The organism is Olivibacter sp. XZL3 (assembly GCF_004368405.1).
Classification (GTDB): domain Bacteria; phylum Bacteroidota; class Bacteroidia; order Sphingobacteriales; family Sphingobacteriaceae; genus Olivibacter.
The window spans coordinates 44625-70390 of record NZ_SBJH01000112.1 but is presented as its reverse complement, the minus strand read 5'-3'; the positions used below and the strand labels follow the sequence as shown (position 1 = coordinate 70390).

The 25766-nt window shown below is 42.5% G+C and carries 20 protein-coding genes and 2 tRNA genes; 7 read left to right on the top strand and 15 right to left on the bottom strand.

Annotated features, from left to right (window positions below):
- Window positions 1–53: 53 nt before the first annotated feature.
- Together EPX21_RS21385 and EPX21_RS21380 are read right to left on the bottom strand one after the other, a co-directional pair.
- A complete protein-coding gene (locus EPX21_RS21385; protein ID WP_134091803.1) occupies window positions 54–1340 on the bottom strand; it encodes a citrate synthase in 1287 nt (428 codons plus the stop codon).
- Window positions 1341–1460: 120 nt separating this feature from the next.
- Window positions 1461–1991, bottom strand: a complete 531-nt coding sequence (locus tag EPX21_RS21380; RefSeq protein WP_134091801.1) for a DUF3347 domain-containing protein — start codon at window positions 1989–1991, stop codon at window positions 1461–1463.
- 128 nt (window positions 1992–2119) lie between these two features.
- Between EPX21_RS21380 and EPX21_RS21375 the strand changes: the two genes are divergently transcribed.
- From EPX21_RS21375 to EPX21_RS21350, 6 genes are all read left to right on the top strand, one after another.
- On the top strand, window positions 2120–2485 hold the full coding sequence (locus tag EPX21_RS21375) for a BlaI/MecI/CopY family transcriptional regulator (protein ID WP_134091799.1): 366 nt from the start codon (window positions 2120–2122) through the stop codon (window positions 2483–2485).
- 2 nt (window positions 2486–2487) lie between these two features.
- Window positions 2488–3882, top strand: a complete 1395-nt coding sequence (locus tag EPX21_RS21370) for a M56 family metallopeptidase (protein ID WP_134091797.1) — start codon at window positions 2488–2490, stop codon at window positions 3880–3882.
- A gap of 422 nt (window positions 3883–4304) precedes the next feature.
- Window positions 4305–4877 carry a TetR/AcrR family transcriptional regulator gene (locus EPX21_RS21365; RefSeq protein WP_134091796.1) on the top strand — a complete coding sequence of 191 codons (573 nt, stop codon included), beginning with the start codon at window positions 4305–4307 and terminating at the stop codon, window positions 4875–4877.
- A gap of 33 nt (window positions 4878–4910) precedes the next feature.
- On the top strand, window positions 4911–6245 hold the full coding sequence (locus EPX21_RS21360; RefSeq protein ID WP_134091794.1) for a TolC family protein: 1335 nt from the start codon (window positions 4911–4913) through the stop codon (window positions 6243–6245).
- 17 nt (window positions 6246–6262) lie between these two features.
- Window positions 6263–7435, top strand: a complete 1173-nt coding sequence (locus EPX21_RS21355) for an efflux RND transporter periplasmic adaptor subunit (RefSeq protein ID WP_134091792.1) — start codon at window positions 6263–6265, stop codon at window positions 7433–7435.
- Between the two features lie 17 nt (window positions 7436–7452).
- Entirely contained in the window at window positions 7453–10629 is a 3177-nt protein-coding gene (locus EPX21_RS21350; RefSeq protein WP_134091790.1) for an efflux RND transporter permease subunit, read from the top strand.
- A 148-nt stretch (window positions 10630–10777) separates the two neighbouring features.
- Here EPX21_RS21350 and EPX21_RS21345 read toward each other — a convergent pair.
- The 13 genes from EPX21_RS21345 to guaB all read right to left on the bottom strand — a co-directional run bounded on the left by EPX21_RS21345 (window position 10778) and on the right by guaB (window position 23928).
- Window positions 10778–10860, bottom strand: a tRNA-Leu gene (locus EPX21_RS21345).
- Window positions 10861–10972: 112 nt separating this feature from the next.
- Window positions 10973–12415, bottom strand: coding sequence for a TolC family protein (locus EPX21_RS21340; protein WP_134091788.1), 1443 nt, complete (start codon window positions 12413–12415; stop codon window positions 10973–10975).
- Window positions 12416–12419: 4 nt separating this feature from the next.
- A complete protein-coding gene (locus EPX21_RS21335) occupies window positions 12420–13766 on the bottom strand; it encodes an HlyD family secretion protein (RefSeq protein WP_134091786.1) in 1347 nt (448 codons plus the stop codon).
- Window positions 13756–14763: an ABC transporter transmembrane domain-containing protein gene (locus EPX21_RS21330; RefSeq protein ID WP_134091785.1), complete on the bottom strand. Its 1008-nt coding sequence runs from the start codon at window positions 14761–14763 to the stop codon at window positions 13756–13758. The genes EPX21_RS21335 and EPX21_RS21330 overlap by 11 nt, the downstream gene beginning before the upstream one ends.
- Window positions 14764–14854: 91 nt before the next feature.
- Window positions 14855–15295 carry a hypothetical protein gene (locus tag EPX21_RS21325; protein WP_166670842.1) on the bottom strand — a complete coding sequence of 147 codons (441 nt, stop codon included), beginning with the start codon at window positions 15293–15295 and terminating at the stop codon, window positions 14855–14857.
- Between the two features lie 56 nt (window positions 15296–15351).
- Window positions 15352–15434, bottom strand: a tRNA-Leu gene (locus tag EPX21_RS21320).
- Between the two features lie 140 nt (window positions 15435–15574).
- A complete protein-coding gene (idi, locus tag EPX21_RS21315) occupies window positions 15575–16105 on the bottom strand; it encodes an isopentenyl-diphosphate Delta-isomerase (RefSeq protein ID WP_134091781.1) in 531 nt (176 codons plus the stop codon).
- Between the two features lie 30 nt (window positions 16106–16135).
- Window positions 16136–16795 (bottom strand): tRNA1(Val) (adenine(37)-N6)-methyltransferase, encoded by a 660-nt coding sequence (locus tag EPX21_RS21310; protein WP_166670841.1) that lies wholly within the window; start codon window positions 16793–16795, stop codon window positions 16136–16138.
- A 175-nt stretch (window positions 16796–16970) separates the two neighbouring features.
- On the bottom strand, window positions 16971–17540 hold the full coding sequence (locus tag EPX21_RS21305) for a gluconate 2-dehydrogenase subunit 3 family protein (protein ID WP_134091777.1): 570 nt from the start codon (window positions 17538–17540) through the stop codon (window positions 16971–16973).
- A gap of 22 nt (window positions 17541–17562) precedes the next feature.
- The gene (locus EPX21_RS21300; RefSeq protein ID WP_134091775.1) at window positions 17563–19020 is read right to left on the bottom strand and encodes a Gfo/Idh/MocA family protein; all 1458 of its coding nucleotides are present in this window, start codon (window positions 19018–19020) and stop codon (window positions 17563–17565) included.
- A gap of 22 nt (window positions 19021–19042) precedes the next feature.
- Complete coding sequence (locus tag EPX21_RS21295; RefSeq protein ID WP_134091773.1) at window positions 19043–20722, bottom strand: GMC oxidoreductase; 1680 nt, start codon at window positions 20720–20722, stop codon at window positions 19043–19045.
- Window positions 20723–20794: 72 nt separating this feature from the next.
- On the bottom strand, window positions 20795–22033 hold the full coding sequence (locus tag EPX21_RS21290; protein ID WP_134091771.1) for a nucleoside permease: 1239 nt from the start codon (window positions 22031–22033) through the stop codon (window positions 20795–20797).
- 419 nt (window positions 22034–22452) lie between these two features.
- Entirely contained in the window at window positions 22453–23928 is a 1476-nt protein-coding gene (gene guaB / locus EPX21_RS21285) for an IMP dehydrogenase (protein ID WP_134091769.1), read from the bottom strand.
- A 231-nt stretch (window positions 23929–24159) separates the two neighbouring features.
- Here guaB and EPX21_RS21280 point away from each other — a divergent pair, with 231 nt between their 5' ends.
- Window positions 24160–25746, top strand: coding sequence for a peptide chain release factor 3 (locus EPX21_RS21280; protein ID WP_134091767.1), 1587 nt, complete (start codon window positions 24160–24162; stop codon window positions 25744–25746).
- The last annotated feature ends 20 nt before the right edge of the window (window positions 25747–25766 follow it).

The window sequence follows — 25766 nt, the reverse complement described above, 5'->3', positions numbered from 1 at the left end:
GCTTTTATAGGTTACTAGAAACCTCTTTTCGGACCGGTCTCCGTTTACTTCTATTACCTATCTTTCATGGCAATAAAGTCACGTTTGGGATGCCCGGTATATACTTGACGCGGGCGGCCTATCGGTTCCTTATTGGTGCGCATTTCCTTCCATTGTGCTATCCACCCCGGCAAACGGCCTAATGCGAACAATACGGTAAACATGTCTGTTGGAAAACCTAAAGCCCTATAAATAATACCAGAATAGAAATCGACGTTCGGGTATAGCTTCCGATCTACGAAATAAGAATCGTTTAAAGCGGTTTCTTCGAGCTTTTTTGCAATGTCCAAAACTGGGTCCTTCACGCCCAAACTATTGAGGATATCGTCGCAGGCCTTTTTGATGATTTTTGCACGTGGGTCAAAATTCTTGTAAACACGATGCCCAAATCCCATAAGGCGAAATGGATCGTTTTTATCTTTGGCCTTCGCTAACCATTTCTCCGAATCCCCTCCATCTTCTTTAATCCGTTCAAGCATTTCTATTACTGCTTGATTGGCACCACCGTGTAAAGGTCCCCATAACGCGGATATACCGGCGGAAATAGACGTGAAAAGATTAGCATTTGAAGATCCTACGATCCTGACAGTAGATGTCGAGCAATTCTGCTCATGGTCTGCATGTAAAATGAGCAATTTATTCATAGCCGAAATCACAATCGGATCTATATTAACCTCCTCTGTCAGCTGACCAAAGGTCATATTAAGATAATTGCTTACGTAGTCCAATTTATTTTTAGGATATATAACCGGATGTCCCAACGATTTCTTATAAATCCAAGATACAATCGTTGGGAACTTAGCGAGCAACTTAATAATGGTAAGATTGTCTTCCTCGTCCGACGCATCTGGATTAAGTGATTCCGGATAAAACGCGGAAAGGGCACCTACTAAAGCCGACAACTGACCCATCGGGTGAGATTTGGTAGGAAACCCTTCGAAAAATTTCTTCATATCCTCATGGATAAGCGTATGGCGACTTACCGTGTTTTGAAAGTCAACGAATTCGGTCTCAGTAGGCAGCTCTCCGTATATTAATAGATAGGCTACTTCCAAGAAAGACGATTTTTCAGCTAATTCCTCAATTGGATAACCTCTGTAGCGAAGTATCCCCTCTTCACCGTCCAAGTACGTAATGGCGCTTTGAGTTGCTCCGGTATTTTTAAAACCAGGATCGAGCGTAATAAAACCAGTCTCTGCTCTAATTTTTGAAATATCTATTGCTTTTTCATTCTCCGTACCTGTAATGATCGGTAAGTCTAACTGCTTATCTCCAATATTTAAAGAAACTTTTTCTGACATAATGATTCTATGGTTTGTAACAAAACTAAAAAAAAATGGCTTAAAACATAGGCAAACCTATAAATATTTCAATTTATTTACGATAAATTAATTTTCAATGACACGCGTATCATGCCTACTCTATTCGATTTCCTGTGTTACCGTTCCGCAGGTCAGCATTTCCTCACCGAAGTAGGGATTTTTGATTTCTGGACTGGTGGAAAGCCAATCTCCTCCTTCATTATTATTATACATAGGACAATGAATAACATAAATTTTCCCGGCACTTAGTGAAGGCCGTTGGTACATCGCAATTAGATCCTTGCTTATTGAAGAAAATGCCGAACGTTGCAATGCTAAATCGGTAGAGTTAGCCAGCTCCTGAGCGGCGATCGCCGTATTTTCACAGCCGTGGATTCCTTTCAAACTTTCAGATAACTTATTGGATGCTTCACCGGCCAACTTTGGGTCTGATGCTACCAACGCATCCTTTACATTTATATAAGCTGCGAAAACTTGCGAGAGCGTATCGTTGTCCATCACGATTCCCTGCGCGCTTACCGCGATGGTGTCTTCTGCTGGCAGGTTATTCTTATTGCCGGTATTACAGCTCGTTAACACGAATATTAGAATGGTGTAGAAAATTGCTCTTGTTTCATTTACCGTTTTCATATGACCAGTTAATAAGGATGAAGGTCAAATATAAACATTTTGTGTTCGACTAATATACCGAGGCTATTTTAAATAAAATTTGTACAGTTTACGATAATTTCGTAGTTTTACGAAATAAACATAGATGTATGCAGAAATTAAGTTTACAAGAAGAAGAAGCGATGCAATTAATTTGGGGAAATAAGGGCGGTTTCGTAAAGGAACTACTAGATCGAATGCCCGAACCCAAGGTTCCCTATACTACATTAGCGTCGACGCTGAAGAACCTAGAACGAAAGGCCTTTGTCAAATCTGTAAAATATGCCAACGCCTATCGATATGAGCCTGTCATTACCGAAGAGGAATATAAACGAGGGTTCATGAACGGTTTCGTGAGCGAGTATTTTCGTAATTCTTATAAGGAGCTCGTATCATTCTTCGCTAAGGAAGAGAAAATTAGCGCCAAAGAGTTAAAGGAGATAATTAAGATGATCGATGAACAAGATAAAGAATAGCCATGGCCGACTGGGTTGAATATTTATTAAAGGTCAATTTATCAATTGCCTTATTTTATGGAGGATACTATTTCTTCTTAAGAAAGTTAACCTTTTATTTGTTGAACAGATGTTATTTTATAGGAGGTTTTCTGTTTTCCTTTTTATATCCCTTAATAGACTTTTCCACAATCTTTACCAAAGAAAGAGATATACAGGAAATAGATATACAATTGATTACCTGGAACGATTTGGTGGCTAAGGTCCCTTCGGATGACGTTCTTTGGGATGTACTCACAATCGTCTTTTTATCCGTAGTGATCACCCTTGTCTTAAGATTTTTCATTCGTCTACTTAGTTTATGGAAGCTCCATAGACAATCAACAGTCGCAAGCTATGCTAACTATCGCTACCGCCAAGTGTGGATTGATATCAATCCCTTTTCCTTTTGGAGGGCAATTTACCTGAATCCGGCACTTCATAAGGAAAGCAACTTAAAAGAAATTCTAAAGCATGAGTCTGAACATGTCAAGCAATTACACACTATCGACGTGCTGATTGCCGAAGTGGTTACTATATGCTGTTGGTTCAATCCGACCATTTGGCTAACCCGTTCTGCGGTTAAAGAGAACTTGGAATTTCTAACTGATCAAAGCGTCCTTCAGAGTGGCGTCGACAAAAAACAATATCAATACAGTCTTATTAATCTAACCAGCAAAACCGTGTCGCCTGAACTTAGTAACCATTTCAATTTTAACGCACTAAAAAAAAGAATCATTATGATGAACAAAAAGAAATCTTCACAGCTGCATCTTGGTAAATACATTTTTATTATACCCGCGATCAGCATTTCGGCGATGGCATTTACAGTCGGTAAAGCCTATGAAAAGTTGGATATACCTGCTAATCTCACAGCGCAAGACAGTGTATCACGCACGGAAAATGATGTGCAGAAAAAGCGTGTCAATCAGCCTCTGTATATAGTTGACGGTTTACCGTTGGAACGCCAAGATCTCAACCAACTTAATCCGACCGACATAGCGAGTATTGAAGTGCTAAAAGACAGTACAAATACAGCCCCCTATGGAGAAAAGGGTAAGAACGGCGTTGTTTTAATAGCAATGAAAAACAAAAAAAGCGAGCACGGTGCCGCTACGATAAAATCTGCGGGCGATCATGAAGGCGAATCTACCACCAAAGCGGTAAACTCATATACCATCAAAATAAAAAATAGAAATACGGAAAACACCAACAAACAATCCATTCCCGAAAACGTCACGTATATCATAGATGGTCAGCTTTCAGACAAAGAAGCGCTCAAATTATTGAAGCCAACAGATATCGAATCGATCGATGTGGTAAAGGACACGGAAAACCAAACAGGAACGATTAATATCACGACAAAAAAGAACAAGTAATACCCTGTCATCATACACACTTAGTGTATTTATTCCCTTAAATAGCCTTAAGGGAATTTTCTAGTTTCTGCGGTAATTTTGTTTTGAAGAGTGAGCGGACGGAACACCCAAACGCACACGGAAGCACATCACTACCAACCTAAAGCAGCGCTTAAAAAATATGCGAGAAAGTAGACGTAAATTTCATCGCTTCAGCCTAAACGTGCATTTACCTCCTTTTAGTCCAGTCAGTAGCGACCAGTACGTCGCTGAGATGAGCAACATAAGCTATAAAAAATTAGAACGAAGCTTCCAGTAACTTGTTTTTTACAATGTTTGTCGCCAATTGTAAAATCAATATCATATTTCCTTACTAATTTTTAGCATAATATCGACGTAACAAATAATTGCTACTTTTGCTCCCGAATAAACATTCGATTGAATTGGAGAATACCTCTGAAAAGAAGCGCATAATTCTGGAAAATATGCTTGCTTTGATACAGGAGCACGGTTTGCTAGGCGTTCCGATGAGCATGTTAGCAAAGAAAGCAGGCGTTGCGGCCGGCACTATTTATCATCACTTTGAATCAAAAGATGCCATTATTTTAGCGTTGTTTGATTACGTGCGAGATGGTATTTCGCACGAGATTTTTAGAATAAAAGATCGTCCGATGGATAATTATCGCGAGCGGTTTATAAGTATCTGGATCAATTTCTTTCAATACTTTGTATCCTATCCGAAGGTTCTGTCTTTTATGGAGCAATTTTTTTCAAGTCCTTTTCAACGGATGGTGCACACGAAAGAAGGTCAGTTTTATGAAGATAGCTTTTCGAGCTTTTTTACAAGTGGAATGGAGGCTGGCTATATTAAGAAACATAAAATTCATATCATTAGTTCTGTATTCATGGGTGGATTGATCATAGCCGCGAAAAAGCATAATAACGGCCATCATACTTTCACAAACGAGGAATTGGAAGTGATGGCTTCTATTATGTGGGACGGCTTAAAAGTGTAATTTAATACCCTATTGATAGTTTATAAATAACATATGAAGTATACCTATTTAAGTTTACTAGCTTTTTTACTTACGGGTTTCAGCGCCGTGGCCCAAGATACCACAAACGTAAGTAATAGCATTCCGCAGAATGCCACTTTGCAGGAGTGTATTGATTTTGCATTGAAGAATCAAGCAAGTGTCCAACAAGCATTAATTGATGAAGAGATCGGTAAGCGGGATATTGCATCCGCTTTGTCTGGATGGTTTCCGCAGATCAGTGCAGACGCTTCTTATAATTATAACGTTAAAATTCCTACGAACGTAATTGGCGATCAGGTAATACAGTTTGGCCAGAAACATACATCAGCATTAATGTTTCAGGCCGACCAGCGGATATTGGATCCCTCCCTTCTTCAAGCCTCCAAAGCAGCTAAGTATATCCGATTGCAGAATGCACAGAATACGGAGAGCAGCCGAATTAATATAACCGTAGCTGTAAGCAAAGCTTTTTATGACGTATTAACGAGTGAAGAGCAGATAAAAATTATTGACGAGAATATCGCACGGATAAAAAAGCAATTGGCAGATGCAAATGCACGTTACGAAACCGGACTGGTAGATAAAACGGATTATAAAAGAGCACAGATTACATTGAGCAATACCGAAGCAGAAAGAAAGCGAACGGTTGAGATGCTGAAATATAAATACGCTTATTTAAAGGAATTGATCGGTGCTGATATCAGCCAACCTTTGCAACTTTCGTACAAAGCCGGCGATACCATGGAAAGTGAAATGTTGGTGGATACCACTCAGATTTTACAATTTGAGAGACGCATAGAATTTCAACAACTGTTAACACAACAGCGTTTACAACAAATCAATACCCAATATAATAAATGGACTTTTTTGCCGAATCTGTCAGCGTTCTACAATTATGCCTGGGATTGGCGTACCAACAATGGGCTTTCTAGCCTTTATGACGTTGATTACCCTCGTTCTGTGCTTGGCGTGACTCTTTCCATTCCGATCTTTCAGGGAACCAAGCGTGTTCAGGAAATTAGAAAATCGAAATTGCAGGAAAAGCGCATAGATTGGGATATTACGAATTTAAGAAACCAAATCAATACGCAACACCAGCAAGCTTTGGCGACATACAAGGCTAATTTAAACGATTGGAAAACGGCTAAAGAAAATGTGGAGCTATCCAAAGAAGTTTATAACACCATTAAGTTGCAATATGATGAGGGCATTAAAACCTATCTTGACTTAATGACTGCTGAAACGGATCTTCGCACCACGCAGATAAATTATCTGAACGCTCTTTATGCGGTTCTTTCTGGTAAACTTGATGTGCAACAGGCGCTTGGTAATATCTCTTTTAAATAGCAATAAATCGAAATAACATGAATAGAAATTTAATACATTTTTTAGCCGTTTTATCTGGAAGTTTAGTATTGTCTTCCTGTGGCAATAAAAATCAACAAGGTCAGCAAAGGCCTGGCGCAGGCGGTCCAATCCCCGTGGCGATCGCTCCGGTTTCCGAAGAAATTGTCAGGGGAATCAACAACTTTCCAGGTACTGTTGTCGCCCTTAATCAAACCGAACTGAGAGCAGAAGTAAACGGTTACATCACGGCCATTTTAGTGCCAGATGGGGCCACCGTTACAAAAGGTCAAAAGCTTTATGAAATCGATCGCACCCGCTATCAAGCAGCTCAAGAACAAGCTAAAGCCAACCTAGCAATTGCAGAGGCAAATCTAAATAAAGTAAATAGGGACGTCGAACGTTATAAACGTTTGGCCGAACAGGATGCGATTGCTAAACAGACATTGGATTATGCCATGACTGATCTAAACAACGCACAAGCACAGGTAACCTCTGCTAAGGCCGCACTTACTTCCGCGACTACGGACTTGGAGCGGTCTGTTATTCGTGCGCCTTTTAGCGGAACAATTGGCATCTCGCAGGTACGTGCAGGAGCGCTGGTTTCCGCGGGTACGACGTTAATCAACACCATTTCATCTACCAATCCAATAGCTGTGGATTTCGCCGTTAATGAAAGGGATATCAAACAGTTTGTTGATCTACAAAACAGTGGTGCGGCTTCTTTGAAAGATTCCGTTATTACGTTGCAATTGTCGGGTAACAACACCTATGAGAAACCAGGAAGAATAACCGCTATTGATCGTGCCGTTGATCCTTCTACCGGTACCATTACGGTACGTGCATCGTTCGAGAATCCTGACAATGTATTGAGAGCCGGTATGAATGCGAATGTTTTAGTCGCAACGACTTCGACGGAAAAGATGCCTGTCATTCCTTATAAAGCGGTGATTGAGCAATTGGGCGAATTTACCGTGTATGTGGTGACTGATAGTAGTACCGTCGTACAAAAGCCTGTTAAGCTTGGACTGAAAATCGCCGACAAGGTGGTAATTAACCAAGGCCTGAGCGGCGGTCAGCAAATTGTTGTAGAAGGAACACAAAATCTTCAACCTGGTGCAAAAGTAGTAGATCAAAGTAAAATGGAGGGACAAGCTCCGCAGGGTCAGGGACAAGGTTCAAGTAAGAAATAGTTTATAATAAGCGAAACATGATATCTGAAGTATTTATAAAAAGGCCGGTAACCGCAATTGTCATTTCTATTTTAATTCTTATCATAGGAGCAATTGCGATTACTACGCTTCCTATTAGCCAATATCCGGATATAGCCCCGCCCACGGTGACCGTTACAGGCACCTATACGGGAGCTGATGCGGCTACAGTAGAACAAACGGTAACTACACCGATCGAAAGTCAAATTAATGGTACGCCTGGTATGACTTATTTGCAGTCAAACAGTACATCGGATGGTCGTTCATCCATCACGGTGACCTTTGATGTCGGTACTGATATTGACATTGCCACACTAGATGTTCAGAACCGCGTGGGAATTGCAGAACCCGCTCTTCCAGAAGCGGTTAGACGTTTAGGTGTCATTACCCGCAAAGCCAATAATGACATTTTGATGGTTGCAGGACTAGTGTCGCCTAACGGTACCCATGATGAAAAATTCTTATCGAATTATATTCAAATTTATGTAAAGGACGCACTGTTACGCGTACCTGGAGTGGGTGACGTGACTGCTTTCGGACAACCGTTCAGTATGCGCGTTTGGTTGGATGCCGACAAATTATCGCGTTTAAATTTGACGCCGAGCAATATAAGTGCGGCCATCCAAGAACAGAATTTACGCCTTCCGGGTGGTACCGTTGGCGCAAAACCTCAGGCTAATTCACAGGCATTTGAATTCAATGTAATTCTGGACGGCGACTTGATTACCCCGGAAGAATTTGAAAACATTATTGTCAAAACGAATGCCGACGGCTCTTTGGTATATCTAAAAGACGTCGCGCGTGTCGAATTAGGCGAATTCGCTTACTCTACCACGACGAAGGTTAACGGCCAAGTGTCATCGATGATGATGATTAACCAAATGCCGGGTGGTAATGCGGTTGAGACGGCAGAAGGTATAGAACAGGCTTTGGAAACATTAAAAAAATCTTTTCCTGAAGATGTGGACTACGTAATCAGTTACGAAACGGTATCCATGGTAAAAGCCTCTATAAGTTCCGTTATCCATACCTTGGTGGAAGCTTTGGTGCTGGTAACGGTGGTGGTGTTTGTCTTCCTTCAGAGCTGGCGCGCAACACTCATTCCCGTTCTGGCGATTCCGGTTTCGATTGTTGGTACCTTTGTCTTCTTTGTGCTTTTAGGCTTCTCTATTAACACCTTAACCATGCTTGCATTCGTGTTGGCTATTGGTATTGTGGTTGACGATGCAATTGTCGTCGTAGAGGCCGTACAACATTATATTGATAATGAGCATCTTTCTGCCAAAGACGCTACTCAGAAAGCAATGAAGGACATAACGGCACCGGTTATCGCTATTGCGCTTATCTTGGCAGCAGTTTTCATTCCTGTGGGCTTTATTCCAGGGATGGTGGGCGGCTTATACCAGCAGTTTGCTATTACTATTGCCGTTTCTGTATTACTATCTGCTTTCGTAGCGCTTTCACTTACCCCTGCTCTCTGCTCTTTGTTGTTAAAGCCCATGAAGCTGGATAAGAATTCGAAAGGCTTGGACCGTCTATTCTATCTATTTAATACTTGGTTCCATCGTGTTACCCAAAAGTATTCCAAAGGCGTACAATGGTGTATTCGAAGGACTCCATTGGTTATGATTTTATTGATCTGTATTTTTGTTGGAACTTACGGTCTATTTACAGCTAAACCAAGCGGATTTATACCTCAAGAAGATGCTGGAGCGTTCTTTATGGGAATTTCCTTACCCGAAGGTTCCTCCGCGGCTCGCACCAACGAGTACCTGAACGAAATCACTGAATATATCAAAAAGGAAATTCCAGAGGTAAAAAACGTGACAGCCATTTCAGGTATTAATATTCTGAACCGCGCCTTTAAGTCGAGCGCCGCAACCTGTTTCGTCCAGATGAAACCTTGGGAAGAGCGAAGCCGATCGGTTGGAGAGATTACTCAACAATTAATGGGTAAATACATGACAAATTCGAAAGGGAGTTTGATCGCCGCCCAACCGCCAGCTATTCCAGGTTTGGGTACAACCGGTGGCTTTTCTATTCAAATTGAAGAGCAACAGGCCGGCGACGTTAAAGCCTTTGAGGGTATTGTAGGGAAGTTCTTAATGGCGGCAAATCAACGTCCGGAAATTGCGATGGCTTATACCTTGTTCAACACCAAGACACCGAATTATCGTGTAGAGGTAAACCGCGAACAAGCAAAGAAAATGGGTGTGCCTATCAATTCCGTCTATAACACTATATCAACCTATTTCGGTAGCAGTTACATTAACGATTTCGTATTGTATGGACGGACTTTCCGTGTAGTAACTCAAGCTGATACGAATTACCGCCAGCATATAGAGAACATCAACAACCTCTATGTGACGAATACGCAAGGTACCGCGGTGCCACTTGGAACTTTGGTAGATTACAAAATAATAGAAAATCCATCAATCATCAACCACTTTAATATCTTCCGTTCCATAGAAGTGAATGGCAATGCAGCTCCCGGTTATAGTAGCGGCGACGCACTTAATGCGTTGGAAGAAGTGGCAGCAGAGACCTTGCCTAATGGATACACCTACTCTTTTGCTGGCTTAAGTTTGCAGGAGAAGGAATCCGGGAACAAGACCATCATGATTTTTGCACTCTGTATTATCTTTGTGTTCCTACTTTTGGCCGCTCTCTACGAAAGCTGGTCGGTCCCTTTCTCCATCTTGATGTCTGTGCCTGTGGGTGTATTCGGCGCCATCCTCGCGTTGACTTTCTTACCAAAATTGGATAACAATATTTATGCACAGATTGGTCTGGTAACATTGATCGGATTAGCGGCCAAGAATGCGATTTTGATCGTAGAGTTCGCTAAAGAAAGGGTGGATATGGGCATGGAGCTCGTCGCGGCTACAATGGACGCAGTAAAATTAAGGTTACGCCCTATTGTGATGACGTCTATGGCCTTCATCCTTGGTATTATTCCATTGATGCTATCAAGCGGAGCCGGCGCAATGTCTCGCCAAACCATCGGTTGGACCGTGTTTGGTGGTATGTTGGCCGCTACTCTCTTGGCTATTTTCTTCGTACCTGTATTGTTTGTTCTTATCACTCGTTTAGCTTATGGCAAAAAGAAGCTGGCCGAGTTGCAAGCAAATTACAATCCGGATGATCATAAAGATATGCTTCATTCCGAAGACTAAGTCGGTTATGCTAGAAAAAGTCAAAAGGGGCGCTCTATACAGTGCCCCTTTTACTTTTATCAAAATTGTTTGCTAGCCCCCCAAGCAAAACTTCACCTACTTTAAAACAACGGAAGCTCTTGCGAAAGCAAGAGCTTCCATGTTATTGTGCGGAAGAGCAGATTCGAACTGCCACGCCCTTAGGGCGCCACCCCCTCAAGATGGTGCGTCTACCAATTTCGCCACTTCCGCATCTTGTTGAGAGTATTCGGGTGCAAATGTATTCTTTTCTCTCAGAACCGCAAAATATTTTGTCTTTTTTATCCGCCATCGATGACGGTCCCTATATTGGGAACGAAAAGAACTAGCCTCCGGGCATACGGCTACCCGCTTTATAGTATAGTTCGGCCAGTGCTTTGTTATAGCTTACAATAAGGTCTTCCTGTTTTAGTTTCATGTCAATTAATTTACTCTCCCTGCTGTTTATCATAAAAAGAGTGCTTTCCCCAAGTTCGAATTTCTGCAATTCACCTTTCAATAGTATTTGCTGATTATGAGTACTTAAGACCTGTAATTTTAGCTGGTTGCTATACGCATGGAGATCGTTGTATTTCGTCATAATATCGTTTTGGATATTCCTATTTGTTAAGAGCTGGTCGTACAATAACTGTTCTTTTTTAAGTCTTACTTCTTTCAACTTCCCTCGCTCTGCCCGCAGGAAAAGCGGGAACGCAAATTCCAATCCAAGCTTATAGTTGCTCCAATTAAAATCATAGTAGTGCGGTATATATTCATTGAAATTCCTACGACTAGATAACAACGTTCCCGAAACATTTATTTTCGGCTTCAGCATCTCCTTTCGATAACGTTCTTCTATGTTCAACTGTATACCTTTGCTTTCCAATTTTAGCAATTCTGGGTGTTTGTCATCGGCCTGCCTAATGAGGCTATCCAGTAGTATTGGATTTGGATCGAGTTGTGTGCTGTCAACGCTGGAAGGGATCGCATAATCGGGCAGTTCCATGGGCTGCTGCTGTTCGTTCCATAAATGATTAGAAAGTAGCAAACGGCTGTTTCTCAATTGAATTATGTGTTTCTCCAACTGAATTTTTCGCTCCTGCACCGTGATGGAGGCCTCCACGGAATCAATAGTCGGCTTATCTCCTAAAACTGTTTGCATGCGAATAGCAGCAAAGCGTTTTTCTGCCAATTGAACACCTTCTCGGAGTAATTCGTATTGACGGTAGGCATAGTACCAGCTCCAATAATCTTTTACTGCTGCAAACCAGATGGCGTTTATTTGCTTCACCTGTTCCGCCTCCGCATACCCCAACATCGCCTTCGCTTGTAACACCGTATTGCGGCGGTTGTCGATCAGCAAACCCTGCCCTAAAGGAATGCTGATCCCCACGCCCGACAAGCCTGCAGTGGATGTGGTAGTCTCCGGATTGGTATAGGTCCCTACATTCCGATCATAAGCAACTTTCAGGTCTGCACCAGCAAGCCATACGGGGATTTTCAATTCACTGTTCCAATGGTTATAGTAATCGGTATTACCGAAATATTTATTGTTGAAAGCAGCTTTTAAGGTCGGGTCAAACTTGCCTCGAGCCTGCGCTATTTCGGCTTGCGCCGTTTCGCTTAATAACTGGGCTTGTTTAACCACGGGATGATTGGCCATCAGTAAATCTTCTAGATCCTCCAACTTGAATTCTTTACGTTCCCTGCTGTTTATATTTTCCTGTGCCGCTGCAATTGTCCAAAAACAAAAAGCCATAAGCAGGGCAAATCTTTTTTTTCCTACCATGTTCTTATTCGCCTTTTGGTTCTCTTTCCAGGTTCGGCGGAAAAGCGTTTAATTGCCGCCATATTTCATACCATACTGGTACGGACCGTAAGATTACCCGCCCATATACGCCCGATCCAAGTCGCAACTTCTCTGGCCATGGCTCATCCTTTTCCGGAACGGGCAGCATTGGCCGGATCAATAAGCGGTATTTTCCATTGGCACTGTTTACGCGATCGATTACGGCCACTTCACCAGCAAAAGTCCCAACAGCTACGGAGGGCCAACCCGAAAATTGCACGGAAGGCCAACCCTCAAATTGGAGACGGACATCATTTCCCTTCGTAATCAATGGTACATCCATGGCGTCCACATACAATTCCGCGGCGATCATCGGCGTTTTGGGTTGCAACGTAGCAATAGACTCGCCTTCCTTGACGTTTTCTCCTATACCTGCCTTAAGGGTCTTCACTACGTAGCCACTTTGAGGAGCCCTTACCACATATAGGCTACGCCGAATGTCAATGTTGGCAATCTCATTGCGTAGTTTAGCAATATCACCCTCCGCAGAAGCCTTACTGGACAGAGCGGTTCCTAAATCAGATTGTGCTTTGGCAAGCGCTTCGCTGTATTTTGCTTTGATGTTATCTAGGTCAATAACCGCATTCATCAGCGCTTGTCTGGAGTTAGTTAGTTTATTTTCAGCGCTGATCACTTTTGCTTGGTCATTCTGCAAATTCAGCCGCCTGGTTTCGATATCAGTAAGCGAAAAAAGTCCGTTTTTGTAGCCTTCTTCATAGCGTTTCAAGCGCGCTACACTCGTTCTATAGAAGCTGTCGACGGCAACGAGATCTGCGCTATCGATTTTAACGAGGTTCTGAGACTGGATCACTTTGTTTTTTGCAGCCTCCAATTGATAACGTAACCCCGAAGTTAACGCTTCTATCTGCGCTTTGGTGGCTGTCATTTTTTGATCAGCCGCTTGTTCGCTGTTCTTTTTCGCGAGCAGCTGCTCACGTAGGCGAATGGGCAATTCAGGGTCAAAATAAGATGAGGTGGTCTCTGAAATAACCAAAAGTGTATCGCCTTGCTGTACTTCGTCTCCTTCTTTAACAGCCCAGCGCTCGATGCGACCACCAATCTGGTTTTGAACGGTTTGTGGGCGATCCTCCGGCCGCAAAGCAGTCACAGATCCTTTACCAGGAATCGTTTGTCGCCACGGCAGAAAAAGCGTGATCACGAACACAATTATTGCGCTATAAACGATACGTCCTAATCGTAATATACCTTTGATTTTCAAAAGCCCTGCACGTCCTTCGGTCGACAGTCCCTCCCATGGAATCGACTTCTCCAGAACAATTTTATTTCCCATAATCAATGGCCTCCTCTTCCATTTCCAAATCCGTCACCGCTGCAAGTTTCACTGTTCCAGTTAACATGTCAAAAATTGTGTCGAGATTTGTCATTAATTTTTCTACTGCATATCCTATTTGTACAACCACTACTTCTGCAGCCACAAATTGACCGAAGGTCATTTCTCTTTCAATTACAAAATAGGAACCCAAGAACAGCATCAAACCGAATAAGAGCGTCCGTATCACTACCGATCCGGCGAAAAACCGCTTCAATATTCTGAAATGACTATTTCTGGATGCCAAGTACTTGCTGGTGATAGCATCGGTATCAGAAATGACTTTCTTCATCATCTCTTTATTTCCACGATACGCATCGATGTTTTTTGCCACTCCCTCTAAATAAGCTACGTTCTCGTATTTATGTTGCGACTCTTCAATGCTGCTTGATAAACCGCGCTGGTAATAGACCGCGATAATTACGGCAACGGCAATAATGATGACCAACCCAAAGCTTAAAAAAACCGGGTGGTAAAAGGAAAGTAAGATCACGCTAAAGAAAATGGTGACCACAGCAGCAATGATGTCGATGAGCAGTTTGATGATTCCTTTCTGGATCACGATCACATCAAAAAAACGATTCACTAATTCCACTAAATTCTCGCCTTCCAGCTCCGAGCGCTTGATCCTAGGCAGCCGATAGGCAAATTCAATGGAGTATTTGAGGAAGATTTTCTGTTCGAGATATTCCACTAAGCTGAGTTGTCCAATCAATGCGATGCCGCCTAACGACACCGCAAAGAGCACAATGACAATGAGAATATAGGTAGAACTATACATCGCTCCATTGCTGAGTAAATTGAATACAGCTGTGATTCCAAGTGGAATCGTTAAACTGAAAACGCCTATAATAATAGCGTATAAAAAAATATAATTGATGGTCTTCCGCTCTGGATGTAATATTCCTATTAACCTTTGCAAAGGAGTAAGCGAAGACTCCGCGTGTTTCTTTTTCATTAATGCCTTTAAATTTGGATAGAAGTCAATAAATCTAGTCCTGTAGCTAAAATTCCTTAACTACTTTGTATTAAACGTTATATAAATGCGACTAGACTATTTTATCCGGAGGCGGCGAGGGTACAGCATCAATATGGCAAAAATGATAAAAAAAAGCGCCCAGACTGCGTTTTCTTACCAGGTCTTTTTCTATAAGACCGACATTATGGATGACATCAACTTGTAGGAAATCGTTGGATTTATATCGGTCACCTGCATCTTTTCGTTCTCCCTTTTCCCGTTTTTCATTATCCTCGTACGCTTTGAAGGCGCTGGCATCTTTACTCGTATGGTAAGTGAAGACAATTCCTGCCGTTTTTAAAGCAAAAAGAGCAATTAAAAGCGAACTAAATACATAACGGAAAGCGGTGCCTCGAAAAAAATGCAACATGGCACAAAAATACTCGCCAGAGCGGAATAAATCTGTCAGGAAAATGTAAATGTGTAGTTTAGATTCAGTGGTACCGAAAGAAAAGCCGCGTTTATACGCCAAACTCGCCTTAATAAAACGAGAAAGGTTGCAAACTATCGTTTACAACCTTGCCTATGTGCCCGAGGAGGGACTCGAACCCTCAAGAGCCAAGCTCAACGGCTTCTGAGACCGCAACGTTTACCAATTTCGCCACCCGGGCATGCTTGCAAATATAGTACTCGTTTTTGGTTCAAAAAATTTTTCTTACCAGCAATTTGGCTATCATGCATAAAGAACTCTTTTACAAAGATTTATTTTTTGCTTTAAATAACAATTGTAAGTGTAACAAATGCTTTGAGTTCAAAGCCTGCTATTGTTCATTTCGGCATACTGCTTAAAAACGCGGTCGTAGACTTCTAAGAACCAGAAAGTAAAATTTTCCGGCTTGGACAAAGTCACTTCTTTTAGACTTTGATAGGAAATCCACTTATATTCCATAACCTCTTCCTCATTAGCTTGCACTGGTCCATTGAATTCTCCTACAAATACATGGTCGAATTCGTGTTCTATCAAGCCATTAGGAAATGGGGCTTTATATACAAAGGCAAAAAGAGGCCTAATGGAGGCACTAAACCCCATTTCTTCCATCAGCCTGCGATTTCCTGCCGACAATAAACTCTCGCCCGGTTCCGGATGACTACAGCAAGTGTTCGTCCACAATCCGCCACTGTGATATTTTTCGATAGCACGCCTTTGTAAAAGCAATTCTCCGTCCGGATTAAAAATGAAAATGCTGAAAGCTCGATGTAATAAGCCCTTTTGGTGAGCCTCTAATTTCTCCATGCTACCGACAGCCTCGTCTTGTTCGTTTACTAATATTACCTCTTTCATAAACTCTGCACCCTCACGGTTCTTAATGCGTTAAAAATTAACAAAAAATGGCTTTAAAAGCTCTTTGTAGGCTACCGAATACACGCCTTTTTGTTGATATATCGTGAAGGCGATCTCTTCGGTGCATTCAGCGGTTCCGTTTTTTCTCAAAGATATTATGTGCCGGAATGGCTCACTATCTTCAAAAGACTTTAAGTAGATCGTTTTCGCGAGGCAAAAGCCTCCCGACTCGTTAGCGTATCGCTGAATGTGTGCACTGATATTCGGAGGTAGCACGAGCTGTAATTCGCCTCCCTCATTAAGCCAGTTAAACGCTTTCTCAATCAGCTCCTCGTAAAACGATTCATCGGTATGACGTGCTATGGACTTTCTCTCATTTGGGCTCCGCAGCGCATTCAAAAAAAAAGGCGGATTGCTGACAATCAAATCGTAGGCACCCTGTGGCGAGAACTCCTGAAAAACAGTGCAATAAGCATGCATACGTTTCGAAAAAACCGAGTTCTTAAAATTCCTGTCAGACAATTGTGCTGCCCATTCATCCTTTTCAATGGCATCAATAATGGCCGCCGGAAAACGTTGTGCCATCATCATCGCAATTACGCCGGTTCCTGATCCGATGTCTAGTATACGGCCGGGCGCAGCGCAACTTGCTAAGGCGCCCAACAGCACACCATCGGTATTTATTTTCATACCGGCATCAGTTTGATCCACATGGAATTGTTTGAATTTAAATAACGAAGGGTGCGTCTCCATAAACCGGTGCAAAATTACCAATTTTATTCAAATCGTTTTGCAGATAGCGACCGAAAAAAAGGTGTCCAATAATTTTTGAACACCTTTCTATGATGATTTTCACTAGGGTAATCTAGGTTGCCCAGGCTTTATCTCCCTTTTTATAAGGAAAATTGCCATCATAGCGACCAGGGATTTTTACATATCTCAGCGCTTTCGTAGCCCCTAATTCAGAAGTGAAGAAGCCAAGTAAGGTAAGCTGCTTAATCATGCTGAAATAATGATTCGGATCATCGTCTTTTTTATTGGTGCTGTATTCCCTCGCTTCCTTATCGATTTCAGTTAGCAAGCTAGTACGCTCTTCTTTAGATAACTCTTGAAACTTCTTACTGTATTTAGCTTTTGACGCGTCTTCCAGCTTACCCAGTCCTTCAAGAAAAACCTTTTGATCTGCTTCAGTATAACAATCACGAACCATCACGGGTATAAAGGCCCCTACGCCGGCCTCTTTTGCGCCGGGTGTAGAAGTTTTAGGCAAAATCGTTTCGGAAATATCACCTAAATAATCTATTTGATCTTCTTCGAATAAGCTTTCAACGTCCTTTGACGCTGGACGAGTACAGCCCTCAAGAAAGAGATTCGCACCGATTACCGTGCCTCCCATTATCCAGGCTACTCGAGTTAAGGCCTCTCTTCTATTCATATCTTTATTCGTTTAATAACGGTTAAATTTTATAGTTTATATCCCAACCCGATCGGTAATTTCGTTTAACGAATTGGTTTACATCGTCAAAGTTAGTGACCTTCATGGCGTTGTTGTCCCACATTAACTTAATGTTACGGCCCGGGTATTCATTATTAATCCGTAAATCGGCTCCTCTAATGGCTAAATTAGCCATCAATAAGGCCTCAGTAAGCGGTCCCGCAATTTCAAAAGGCGAGCTTACCGCCTTATTACCATAACCGGCGATACAGGCTTCTACCCATTGCGCGTAATGACCTCTTTCCTGATCGGGGACGCGATCGTATTTCTTCGGCACGTTAACGGTCGAGGTTTTAGAGGTTGGCAACAAACGAGCATTTTTGCCATAGGTATCGGCAAGAATTTTCCCTTTTGTACCTATTAATAAGATACCATTTCCGCCATCGCCATAAATTTCGTTTGGTTCCAATTCTTCGGGGCGTTCGGGTTGAATACCTCCGTCCATCCAATGTAATGTTACCGGTTCGCTCGTTCTCGTTCCTTTCGGGAACGTAAGCGTAGCGTGACTCGATGGAGGGCAGCTCTCAGGGAAATACCCACGCTTGAATTCATCGACATACACAGTACCCACACTTGCTTGAACGTCTTGTACATAACTCAGTCCGAGTACGCTGAAAGGTAATTCTAACAAATGACATCCCATATCGCCTAAAGCGCCCGTTCCGTAATCCCACCAGCCTCGCCAGTTGAACGGTACGAGCTTGTCAACATAATCCTTTTGAGGAGCCGTACCCAACCATAGGTCCCAATCCAATTCCTTCGGAATTTCTGCAGTTTCTGTAGGCCACTTAATGCCCGAAGGCCACACAGGTCTATCAGTCCAGCAATACACTGTGTGGACGTCACCGATGATTCCTGCCTCGTACCACTCACGTGCTTGTCTTGGACCATCGTTTGAAGCCCCCTGGTTGCCCATTTGTGTTACAACTTTGTATTTCTTTGCCGCATCCGTTAATACGCGCGCTTCCCAAACGTCATGAGTTAACGGTTTTTGCACGTAAACATGCTTTCCCAATTGCATAGCAGCAAGGGCTTGAATCGCATGGTTGTGATCGGGAGTCGACACAGAAACCGCATCGATATGCTTGTGTTCCTTATCAAGCATTTCTCTGTAATCTTTATAGTATTTAGCTTTAGGGAACTTTTTTACAGAACCAGCAGCTCTTCTATCATCAACGTCACATAAAAAGGCGATATCCGCTTTTCCACTTTCAAAAAATGCGTTGATATCGCTTGACCCCTTCCCTCCGACGCCGATGCCTGCAACCTGTAGTTTATCACTTGGAGCGATAAAACCGGTGCCTCCTAAAACGTGTCTCGGAACAATCATAAAACCTGCTGCCGCTAATGCACCAGCTTTAATGAAGCTTCTCCTCGATTCGTTTGTTTGTGAGTTGTTTTTCTTATTAGTATCAGACATGATTAATATATAATTGGTGAACTTAAATATTGCCCTTTTTTAATTCTTTAACAGCGAAGTCGGCAGCACGAGCTGTCAATGCCATATACGTCAATGAAGGATTCACACATGCAGCGGAGGTCATACAAGCGCCATCTGTCACAAACACATTAGGTGCATCCCAAACCTGGTTATTAGCGTTCAACACAGATGTTTTCGGATCTCTGCCCATTCTTGCGGTCCCCATTTCATGTATTCCCTGACCGAAGCCATATTCGCGGTCGTATGTAAATACATCCTTCACGCCAACGGCCTCCAGCATTGCTTTTGCTTCTTCTGCCATATCCTTACGCATCTTAATCTCGTTCTCTTTAATTTCGACGTCGAAGGCTAATACGGGCAGTCCCCACTTGTCTTTCTTCTCTTTATCTAGCGTTATCTTGTTTTCGTGATAAGGTAAGATTTCACCAAAGCCACCGAAACCGATCGTCCACGATCCTGGTTCGCACAGTTCTTCTTTCAGCTCGGCACCTATACTCATTTCCGCAACATTTCTGCTCCAGCCTTGCCTGCTGGCAGCGCCCTGATAGCCGAAACCTCTTAGGTAATCTCTCTTGTCGCCGTCGACATTCTGAAAGCGCGGTATATACAAGCCGTTCGCCCGCCTACCAAAATAATATTTATCCTCATAGCCTTCCACTCTTCCGCTGGCCCCTACACCTAGATGATGATCCATCACATTGTGGCCAAGTTCGCCACTGCTACTGCCGAGACCTCCTTCCCAGACGTCGGTTGCTGAGTTCATTAATATCCAAGCCGAGTTAAGAGCCGAAGCATTCACGAAGATTATCTTAGCAAAATACTCATATGTCTGGTTGTTTTGTGCATCTAATACCTCGACACCTTTTGCCTTCTTTGTATCTTTGTCATAGATAATTTTGGTAACGATTGACCAAGGCCTAACCGTTAGGTTACCGGTTTTTGCTGCCGCGGGTAGGGTTGCCGACTGGGTACTGAAATAAGCTCCAAAATTACACCCCAACCAACATTTGTTTTGGTACTGGCAGTTCACCCGGCCGTTGTGCGGAACAGTAATGTTAGCGGTACGTCCAATAATAAAGTGGCGTTTACCGCCGAAATGCTGTTTAATCCTTGCTGCGACGTCCTTTTCTACCACATTCATCTCCATCGGAGGCATGAACTCACCATCTGGTAAAACCGCTAAACCGTCGCGGTTTCCGCTGATGCCGGCGAATTTCTCCGCATAGCTGTACCATGGATCAATGTCTTTGTATCTGATAGGCCAGTCCACCGCAATTCCGTCTTTTAAATTCGCTTCGAAATCCAGATCGCTCCAACGATAACTTTGGCGACCCCACATTAAGGAACGTCCCCCCACATGATAACCTCTATACCAATCGAACCGTTTTATTTCCACATAAGGACTTTCCTTCTCATTTACCCAATAATTCAAGTTGGTTTCGTTGAGTGGATAATCCCTTTTCAGGACGGGATAGTCTTCGATCATCTTTTGTGTTCTGCCACCTCTATGAGGAAAGTCCCAAGGGTTCTTATTCGGACTTTCATAATCTTTTATGTGTTCGATGTTTCTACCCCGCTCCAACATAATTGTTTTGAGGCCCTTTTCTGTTAATTCTTTGGCTGCCCAGCCTCCGCTGATACCTGATCCGATTACTATCGCATCATATACATTCTCTGCCATAATTGATTTAGTTTATTGTCGTTTTAGTATTCAGTTAGTAATTTACTGTTATGTATTCAATTGTCACCCGCCCTATTCGTAACTTACACTGACTTCCTTCTTTTCCTTGAAGAAAAGTGCAAATAATACAAATATAACAGCCGCTATCGAAGCCGGCACCACCCAAACATGTTGCCATAAATTGTCAACAGCTGCTTCTTTATAATACTCCGTTACAAAACCGGCCACCCAAAAGCCTATTAACATGCCCACACCGTATGTTGCCAATGTAACCAAGCCTTGAGCGGATGACTTGTATTTTTCACCTGCACGGGCGTCTGTATAGATTTGACCCGAAACAAAGAAAAAGTCATAACATATACCATGGAGTGCAATACCGATAATCAATAAAAAGGATAGTTCATCAGCATTACCATAGGCGAAGAAAGCATACCTTATGGCCCAAGCCAACATGCCGAATAAGATCGTTTTCTTAAATCCAAAACGACTAAAGAAGACAGGTAGGAGTAACAGGAAAAACGCCTCAGAAACTTGGCCTATTGCCATTTTCCCCGTAGGGTTAGGCAATCCGATGTCGGACAAGAACGGATTTGCGTTCTGATAATAAAATGCAAGCGGAATACAAATGAGAATAGCTGAAATAAAAAATATCAAAAAATCTTTTTTGTTCAATAGTTTTAACGCGTCCAGGCCTAAAATTTCAGAAATACTGCTCTTCTCGCCTGCCTCGCGAGCTATCGGAGGTGTCTTAGGAAGAATAAAGCTATATAAACCTAATATGAAAGAAGCGATACCTGCCATTAAGAAGGTGTTCCGTAACGCTCCGGCTTTTAAATTATCGCCCGAATCCCAGTTGAACACGTAACTGATCACTAAACCTGCAACGATCCAACCGATTGTTCCCCAGACGCGTATCGAAGAAAACTCTTTTTCGGGATTTTGCATTTGTCGAAAAGAGACAGAATTTACAAGCGCTAGTGTGGGCATATAGCCAATCATGTAAGCTAAGACATAGGGATAAAACACGCCTACATCAGGAGCACTATACATTTTGTACATTAAAAAAGCACCGATTAAATGGAGCACACCCAAAATTCGTTCGGCGTTGAAGTAACGGTCGGCTATTAAACCTATAATGAAAGGCGCAATAATAGCACCAAACGACTGCGTTGAAAACACATTGGCGCTCTCCAGCCCCGATGCATTTAAGTTGATGTTCAAGAATGTACCTAGGGTTACAAACCATGCTCCCCAAATAAAAAATTCCAGGAACATCATGAATGACAATTTTGCACGAGTAATAGTGTTCATAAAGTGGGTTAGTCTAAGATTTGGTTGCGTTAATAATAAATTTAATTTTTATCATCTAAATTGTTAGTTATAAATAGTTTATGTTAGCTTTTCTGGTTGCTTTGTTCAATGCCCTTTCTGCCTTTTTGCAGAAATGTTTCAGCTAAAATTTACTAAATGTAGTCGATTTTTTAAAAAAACCAAAATGCGCATAAAATTTATTTGAACTTTATTGAAACGATAAAAGCAGTCCAATTATTATTAACACAGCAGGGTTCAACAGAACTAATTGATAATCAGACTGTACTAAATACATTAAGAGGAGAAACAGCTAAAAGAGATTTCTTTTTATAACATTTTGGTTATAAAAATAGCCGTAAATCAAAAAGGCCGCAGAATATGGAAATTCTACGGCCTTTTACTTGCTAAATCGTTTTTCGCTATTGTCGACTGTTATAGTTTGGAGCTTCTTTTGTGATGGTTATATCATGTGGATGGCTCTCGCGCATACTTGCCGCACTGATTCTCACAAATTTCGCACCCTGTAATTGTTCGATGGTTGCTGCACCACAGTAATGCATGCCTGCACGTAATCCCCCAATGTATTGATAAACAATTTCCGCCAGTGTGCCTTTATAAGGAACCCGACCTACAATACCTTCAGGAACCAGCTTCGTTACTACATCTGTTTCATCTTGAAAGTAGCGATCTCTTGAACCTTTTGCCATTGCATCTACCGATCCCATACCTCGGTAAGATTTGAATTTACGTCCTTCATAAATGATCGTCTCGCCCGGCGACTCTTCTACGCCTGCGAACAGAGAGCCTGCCATAATGGTACTTGCGCCGGCGGCGATGGCTTTCACGATATCGCCCGTCTGTTTAATTCCTCCATCCGCGATTACCGGAATTCCCCTCCCCCTTAGCGCTTTGGCGCATTCGAACACGGCATATAGCTGCGGAACACCTACGCCAGCTACAATCCGTGTGGTACAAATAGAGCCAGGACCAATTCCGACCTTCACGGCATCCGCACCTGCGTCAGCCAGCGCCACCGCTGCTTCTGCTGTGGCAATATTTCCAGCTATCACTTGAAGTTGCGGGTGTAACTTCTTAACATTCTTCACCATATCAATTACGCCCTTTGAATGGCCATGCGCCGTATCTACGGTGATTACGTCTACTCCGGCCTTCACCAGTTCCGATACACGGTCTAAATTATCGGCTACAACGCCTACCGCTGCACCAACCAATAAACGGCCATGCTCGTCTTTGGCGGCGTTCGGATAATATTTGAATTTCTGGATGTCTTTAAAGGTAATCAGCCCAACGAGTTTTCCTTCGCTGTCAACAACCGGTAACTTTTCTATTTTATAATTCTGCAAAATTTCTTCTGCCTTAACTAAGTTCGTTCCTACCGGAGCTACTACCAGATTCTCTTTTGTCATTAATTCGCTAATAGGCCTTTCCATATCCTTCTGAAAGCGTAGGTCTCGATTTGTCACGATTCCTACCAGCTTCTTTTCTCCGTCCACTACCGGAATTCCGCCTATTTTATTTTCTTTCATAATGATGAAGGCATCCTTCACTAAAGCCGCTTCGTTTAATGTAACCGGATCTTGGATCATCCCGCTTTCTGAGCGCTTCACCTTACGCACTTCGTCGGCTTGTGCCTCCGTTGTCATATTTTTGTGTAAGATGCCAATACCTCCCGCTTGCGCCAGCGCAATTGCTAGGTCGGCTTCAGTAACCGTGTCCATGGCCGCAGAGATCAACGGAATATTTAATCGGATCTTCTTTGTTAACTGTGTACTCGTGTCCACGTCACGTGGCAACACTTCAGAGTAAGCGGGAATTAATAATACATCATCGTAGGTGAGACCTTCAGCTACAAATTTTTCTGGATCTAATTGCATGGCAAATATGTATAGGGGTTACTATTTGCCAGGCAAAAGTACGATTTTTTTTCAGATCCGCGACAAGGAAATATACATTTTTGTAAAAGGAAAGTCAAGTTTAGTCAGCGATCCGCTTAGCAATACGAAGAATCGGCAAAGTGACCTTAATTGCCCTTCATTTCCTGTGGTGAATAAGAAAAACTACCGATTTAATCCTTACCTTTGTCCCCTTAAATTTCGTTGCTAACAATGAGTAACTTACAAGTAGAGATAAATAAGCGAAGAATTTTTGGAATAATAAGCCACCCCGATGCCGGTAAAACTACCTTAACAGAAAAACTGCTGTTATTTGGTGGTGCTATACAGAAGGCTGGCACCGTTAAACGAAATAAAGCTGAGAAAACTGCCACTTCGGACTTCATGGAAATCGAAAAGCAGCGCGGTATATCGGTTGCTACGTCTGTAATGGGATTTATCTATAAAGATCGAAAGATAAATATATTGGACACCCCCGGCCACAAAGATTTTGCGGAAGACACCTACCGTACGTTGACTGCAGTGGATTCGGTGATTTTGGTTGTGGATTGTGTGAAGGGCGTGGAAGAGCAAACCAGAAAATTAATGAACGTCTGTCGAATGCGGCACATCCCTGTGATGGTTTTCATTAATAAAATGGATCGAGAAGGGAAAGATCCGTTCGACTTGTTAGAAGAGATCGAAAAAGAATTGAATATTTCAACGCGTCCGCTTAGCTGGCCTATTGGAATCGGCAGCACGTTCGCGGGTGTGTACCATCTTTATAAAAAGCAGCTCAAACTGTTTAGCGGCGATAATAAAATGAATATATCGGATGAATATATTCAAGTTGAGGATATTTCAAGCAAAGAACTGGATAAGCAGCTAGGCGAAAAAGCCGCGAATAAATTGCGTGACGAGGTTGAGTTGGTGGAGGGCGTTTACGAGCCCTTCGATTTAACACTTTATCGCTCGGGCTATCTGGCGCCTGTTTTTTTCGGGAGCGCGATCAATAACTTCGGTATTGAAGAATTGTTGGACACTTTCGTGGAAATTGCACCCGAACCGCAAGCAAGGGAAACGGATAAGCGTACTGTGCAGCCGAATGAAAAGCCGTTTTCCGGATTTATTTTTAAAATACATGCCAACCTTGATCCCAATCACCGCGACCGTATTGCTTTTTGCCGGGTATGCTCCGGGAAGTTCGAACGCAATAAGTTTTATCAGCATATTCGACTGAATAAGAAGTTGAAATTTGCATCTCCCACCAGCTTCATGGCAGACGCAAAGAGTCTGGTAGAAGAGGCCTGGCCAGGCGATGTAATCGGATTATACGATGCAGGGAACTTTAAGATCGGTGACACGTTGACAGAGGGCGAGACATTAAAATATCTAGGGATACCTAGTTTTTCTCCGGAGATCTTTAAAGAGTTAGAGAACTTAGATCCAATGAAAACGAAACAACTCGAAAAAGGCATTACGCAATTGGTAGACGAAGGAGTTGCGCAGTTGTTTACGCAAAATCTGGGAAGCAGGAAATTCGTTGGAACTGTAGGTGAACTTCAGTTTGAAGTCATCAAATTTAGGTTACTTCACGAATATGGAGCATCCTGTAATTTCAGAGCCATCAGTTTCACGAAAGCCAGTTGGATAACTTCTGATAATCAAAGTGAAATCGATAAATTGATGCGATCGCAAGCCAGTCGAATTGCTTTCGACAAAGAAAACAGACCGGTATATCTTTCGAACTCTAAATGGGATATCGATTCGACCATGCGTGAATACCCTGATATCGTTTTCCACGAAACCAGCGAGTGGTAAGGTATGCCCGAAACAGGTTC

Bases quoted from the DNA above. Each gene is read 5' to 3' on its own strand.
- EPX21_RS21385 (WP_134091803.1), bottom strand. From the start codon at position 1,340: ATGTCAGAAAAAGTTTCTTTAAATATTGGAGATAAGCAGTTAGACTTA.
- EPX21_RS21380 (WP_134091801.1), bottom strand. From the start codon at position 1,991: ATGAAAACGGTAAATGAAACAAGAGCAATTTTCTACACCATTCTAATA.
- EPX21_RS21375 (WP_134091799.1), top strand. From the start codon at position 2,120: ATGCAGAAATTAAGTTTACAAGAAGAAGAAGCGATGCAATTAATTTGG.
- EPX21_RS21370 (WP_134091797.1), top strand. From the start codon at position 2,488: ATGGCCGACTGGGTTGAATATTTATTAAAGGTCAATTTATCAATTGCC.
- EPX21_RS21360 (WP_134091794.1), top strand. From the start codon at position 4,911: ATGAAGTATACCTATTTAAGTTTACTAGCTTTTTTACTTACGGGTTTC.
- EPX21_RS21355 (WP_134091792.1), top strand. From the start codon at position 6,263: ATGAATAGAAATTTAATACATTTTTTAGCCGTTTTATCTGGAAGTTTA.
- EPX21_RS21350 (WP_134091790.1), top strand. From the start codon at position 7,453: ATGATATCTGAAGTATTTATAAAAAGGCCGGTAACCGCAATTGTCATT.
- EPX21_RS21340 (WP_134091788.1), bottom strand. From the start codon at position 12,415: ATGGTAGGAAAAAAAAGATTTGCCCTGCTTATGGCTTTTTGTTTTTGG.
- EPX21_RS21335 (WP_134091786.1), bottom strand. From the start codon at position 13,766: ATGGGAAATAAAATTGTTCTGGAGAAGTCGATTCCATGGGAGGGACTG.
- EPX21_RS21330 (WP_134091785.1), bottom strand. From the start codon at position 14,763: ATGAAAAAGAAACACGCGGAGTCTTCGCTTACTCCTTTGCAAAGGTTA.
- idi (WP_134091781.1), bottom strand. From the start codon at position 16,105: ATGAAAGAGGTAATATTAGTAAACGAACAAGACGAGGCTGTCGGTAGC.
- EPX21_RS21310 (WP_166670841.1), bottom strand. From the start codon at position 16,795: ATGAAAATAAATACCGATGGTGTGCTGTTGGGCGCCTTAGCAAGTTGC.
- EPX21_RS21305 (WP_134091777.1), bottom strand. From the start codon at position 17,540: ATGAATAGAAGAGAGGCCTTAACTCGAGTAGCCTGGATAATGGGAGGC.
- EPX21_RS21300 (WP_134091775.1), bottom strand. From the start codon at position 19,020: ATGTCTGATACTAATAAGAAAAACAACTCACAAACAAACGAATCGAGG.
- EPX21_RS21295 (WP_134091773.1), bottom strand. From the start codon at position 20,722: ATGGCAGAGAATGTATATGATGCGATAGTAATCGGATCAGGTATCAGC.
- EPX21_RS21290 (WP_134091771.1), bottom strand. From the start codon at position 22,033: ATGAACACTATTACTCGTGCAAAATTGTCATTCATGATGTTCCTGGAA.
- guaB (WP_134091769.1), bottom strand. From the start codon at position 23,928: ATGCAATTAGATCCAGAAAAATTTGTAGCTGAAGGTCTCACCTACGAT.
- EPX21_RS21280 (WP_134091767.1), top strand. From the start codon at position 24,160: ATGAGTAACTTACAAGTAGAGATAAATAAGCGAAGAATTTTTGGAATA.